Source organism: Caulobacter sp. P1_B12_2 (assembly GCF_056406675.1).
The window spans coordinates 1-3,869 of the sequence record NZ_JBFTZS010000436.1; the positions used below are offsets into that span (position 1 = coordinate 1).

5 protein-coding genes are annotated in these 3,869 nt (G+C 68.1%); all 5 read right to left on the reverse strand.

Translation table 11 applies throughout. The annotated features are described in order from the left end of the window. The coding region (locus AC1DZ6_RS20920; RefSeq protein WP_477099059.1) for an Hsp33 family molecular chaperone HslO at positions 1–266 on the reverse strand (266 nt) is incomplete at its 3' end. Between the two features lie 190 nt (positions 267–456). Further along, positions 457–696 carry a DUF2164 domain-containing protein gene (locus AC1DZ6_RS20925; RefSeq protein WP_477099060.1) on the reverse strand — a complete coding sequence of 80 codons (240 nt, stop codon included), beginning with the start codon at positions 694–696 and terminating at the stop codon, positions 457–459. Next, complete coding sequence (gene argF, locus AC1DZ6_RS20930; protein WP_477099061.1) at positions 696–1,631, reverse strand: ornithine carbamoyltransferase; 936 nt, start codon at positions 1,629–1,631, stop codon at positions 696–698. Before argF ends, AC1DZ6_RS20925 begins: the two co-directional genes overlap by 1 nt. Positions 1,632–1,701: 70 nt before the next feature. Further along, entirely contained in the window at positions 1,702–2,916 is a 1,215-nt protein-coding gene (locus tag AC1DZ6_RS20935; protein WP_477099062.1) for an acetylornithine transaminase, read from the reverse strand. A gap of 334 nt (positions 2,917–3,250) precedes the next feature. Continuing rightward, positions 3,251–3,869, reverse strand: a 619-nt coding sequence (locus tag AC1DZ6_RS20940) for an ABC transporter permease (RefSeq protein ID WP_477099063.1), incomplete at its 5' end; no start/stop codon positions are given.

The following is a 3,869-nucleotide window of genomic DNA, read 5'->3' on the forward strand; positions in this document are numbered from 1 at the left end:
ACATAGCGCACGGGGCCGTCGCCCTGGGCCTGGACGATCAGCCGGCCCTCGAACTTCAGGCTCGACCCGACCAGGGCGGCCAGGGCGCAGGCCTCGCCCAGCAGGTTGGCGACGGGCTCGGGGTAGTCGTGGCGGGTCAGCACCTCGTCGACGGCGGCGCCCAGGCGCACGACCCGGCCGCGCACGGGCAGGCCCTCGATCTGGAAGGCGGAGACGAGGTCGTCCGGAGCGGTGTCGGCGAGGGTTTGGGCGTCGATGTCGGTCATGGGGAGGCTAGATAGTCGCTTGCTGGGAAATTGCGAGGGGGTGCGACGATCACTTGCCCCCTACGGGTCGCTTCGCGACCGTCTTCCCCCACAGGGGAAGAGGAGCCCTGCGCGCGTCCTCCGCCCCCTCGCCGCGACAGACCGCGGAGCGGTCAGGTGGGGGCAAGAGGGGGTGAGCCACCGCCCGCCCTCAGTCGACGAACGGCTTCTCGATCTCGTAGACGGCGTCTTCCAGCTTTTCCCGAAACAGCTGCTGGGCGTCCTGGACGCMCTGATTGTAGTAGTACGGCCCCATCTGTTCGGAGATGAAGTCCAGCAGGAAGCCGGCCTGCAGCGGGCTGGCCTCGCAGTCGAGCTCGCGGTCCAGATAGCGCGTCAGCCTGTCGAGCAAGGCGTCGCGCTTCTGCTTGTTGAACTCGATCTTCGACACTAGCCGATCGCCCCGAAGCACCAGGCCAGCACCGACTTCTGGGCGTGGATGCGGTTCTCCGCCTCGTCCCAGGCCAGCGAGCGTGGGCCGTCCAGCACGGCGTCGGTGACTTCCTCGCCCCGGTGGGCCGGCAGGCAGTGCAGGAAGACGCCGTCGGGGGCCGACAGGTCCATCAACGCGTCGTCGACCTGATAGGGCTCGAACGCCGCAAGGCGCTCGTCGTGGTCGGTGTCGCCCATCGAGACCCAGGTGTCGGCCACGACCACGTCCGCGCCGCGCACGGCCTCGCGCGGGTCGTCGGTCAGGGTGATCTGGCCCTGCAGGTCCTGGGCGCGGGCCAGGTCCACCAGGTCGGGGTGATAGACCGCCGGGCAGGCGATCTTCAGCTTGAAGCCCAGCAGCGGGGCGGCGTGGATGAAGCTGGAGCARACATTGTTGCCGTCGCCGACCCAGGCGATGGTCTTGCCGCCCACGTCGCCGCGATGCTCCTCGATGGTCAGCAGGTCGGCCATGATCTGGCACGGGTGGCTCTTGTCGGTCAGGCCGTTGATCACCGGCACGGTCGAGACCTGGGCGAAGCGCTCGACGTCGGCGTGGTTGTTGGCGCGGATCATCACCGCGTCGACCATCCGCGACAGCACCTTGGCGGTGTCCTCGATGGTCTCGCCGCGGCCCAGCTGCATGTCGGCCGAGGTCGAGATGATCCCCGAACCGCCCAGCTGACGGATCGCCGCGTCGAACGAGAAGCGGGTGCGGGTCGAGTTCTTCTGGAAGATCATCGCCAGCACGCGGTCGGCGGCGGGAGCGTCGGCGTCGACCTTGCCCTTCCCCCAGCCGGCGCGCGCGGCCTTGCGCGCCTTGGCGTCCTCGAGCAGGACGCGCAGCGTCGCGCCGTCCAACTTCCACAGGTCGATGAAGTGTCTGGGCTGTGTCATTGCAAATCCCCCTGCCCGCCCGCTCCGGCCAACGCCGGAACGAGCGGTTTCATAGGTCCGGCGCTAGGCCTTAAGCGGCCGCCTTGGCCCGGGCGGCCTCGCAGGCCTTCTCGAGCTTGGCGATGGCTTCCGACGCTTCCTCGACGGTGAGGTTCAGCGGCGGCAGCAGGCGCACGCAGTTGTCGCCGCCGCCGGCGATCAGCAGCTTCTCGTCGCGGGCCAGGACCATGAACTCGCGATTGTTCGGGATCAGCTTGATGCCGATCAGGAAGCCCTTGCCGCGGATGTCGACGATGATGTCCGGGAAGCGATCCTTCAGGCCATTCAGCTGTTGGGTGAAGTAGCCGGCCACCTGGGTGACGTTGTCGAGGATCTCGGGCGTGTTGATCGTGTCGAACGCCGCCTTGCCCACGGCCATGGCCAGCGGGTTGCCGCCGTAGGTCGAGCCGTGCGTGCCCGGCTGCATGCCCTTGGCCGCCTCGTTGGTGGCGAGGCACGCGCCGACCGGGAAGCCGCCGCCCAGGGCTTTCGCCACGCACATGATGTCGGGCGCGGCGTCGCTGGCCCATTCGTGGGCGAACAGCTTGCCGGTCCGGCCCATGCCGCTCTGGACCTCGTCGAGGATCAGCAGCACGCCGGCGTCGCGGGTGAGCTGGCGCAGTTCGTTCAGCTGGGCCTCGGTCAGGGCGCGCGCCCCGCCCTCGCCCTGCACCGGCTCGATGATCACGCCCGCCGTGGTCGGGCCGATGGCGGCCTTCAAGGCGTCCCAGTCGCCGAACGGCAGCTGGACGTAGCCCGGCAGGCGCGGGCCGAAGCCGTCCAGGTAGCCCGCGTTGCCCGAGGCGTTAACCGCCGCGTACGAGCGGCCGTGGAACGAGCCATCGAAGCCGATGATGTCGATCCGCTCGGGCTGGCCGTTGACCACGTGATAGCGGCGGGCGGCCTTCAAGGCGCACTCGATCGCCTCGGTGCCCGAATTGGTGAAGAACACCACGTCGGCGAAGGTGGCCGCGCTCAGCTTGTCGGCCAGCTCTTCCTGCTCGGGGATCGTGTAGATGTTGGAGACGTGCCAGAGCTTCTCGCCCTGGGTCTTCAGCGCCTCGACCAGCACCGGGTGGGCGTGGCCCAGGCCGCAGGTGGCGATGCCCGCCACGCAGTCCAGGTACTCATCGCCGGTGGTCGAGAACAGGCGCGCGCCTCGGCCTCGCTCGAACGCCAGCGGGGCGCGGTTGTAGACGCCCATGATGTGGTGTTGCGCGGGGTTAGACGACGTCGAACTGCTCAAGACGGCCTCCCAAAAAGGAAAGAAGCCCCCGTGCTGAAAGCACGGGGACCGGAAGGCTCAGCGTTGTCGGCGTGTAAGCCTGCCCTGTCAACAAACGGGGCGTGAATTTTGGGTGTCAGGGACGGGGAAGCCACACTGTTTGCGGTCACACGGGACGGCTTGGCGGATATTCCTTGGATCCGCTCATCCCGGCGAACGCCGGGCCCCAGATCCCATGGCTTTGAGGCTGACGGGACGGACCCTGAGCTCAAGGAACCCGACACACCGCTCTCCAGCTGGGTCCCGGCATTCGCCGGGATGAGCGGAATTTCAGGTCAAAGGCTCATGCCGTGACCTAGCTCTTCAGCCGATACCCCGTCCGGAACAGCCACCAGCACCACAGGAACAGCCCCACCGACAGGACCGCCGTCACCACGACCCCGATCGCCACCGAGCCGTCGGCGTGACCGATGAAGCCGTAGCGGAAACCGTCGATCAGATAGAAGAACGGGTTGAAGTGGCTGGCCGAGCGGAACGGCTCGGGCAGGCGATCGACCAGGTAGAAGGTGCCCGACAGGAAGGTCATGGGCATGATCACGAAGTTGGTCACCGCCGCCAGTTGGTCGAACTTCTCGGCCCACAGGCCGGCCAGCACGCCCGCCAGGCCCAGGATGAACGACGCGCCGACCGCGAAATACAGGATGGCCCAGGGATGGGCCAACTGCAGGCCCGCGCCCGGCAGCACGCCGATGACCAGGGCGGTGACCGCGCCCACGACGATGCCGCGCGTCGCCGCGCCCAGGCCAAAGCCCGCCACCTGCTCCAGCGGCGAAAGCGGCGGGGTCAGGAAGTCCGGCGTCAGGCCCATCATCTTGGCCTGGATCAGCGAGGACGAGGCGTTGGCGAAGGCGTTGTTGAGGATGGCCATCATGATCAGGCCCGGGGCCACGAAATGGCCGAAGGTCACGCCGCCC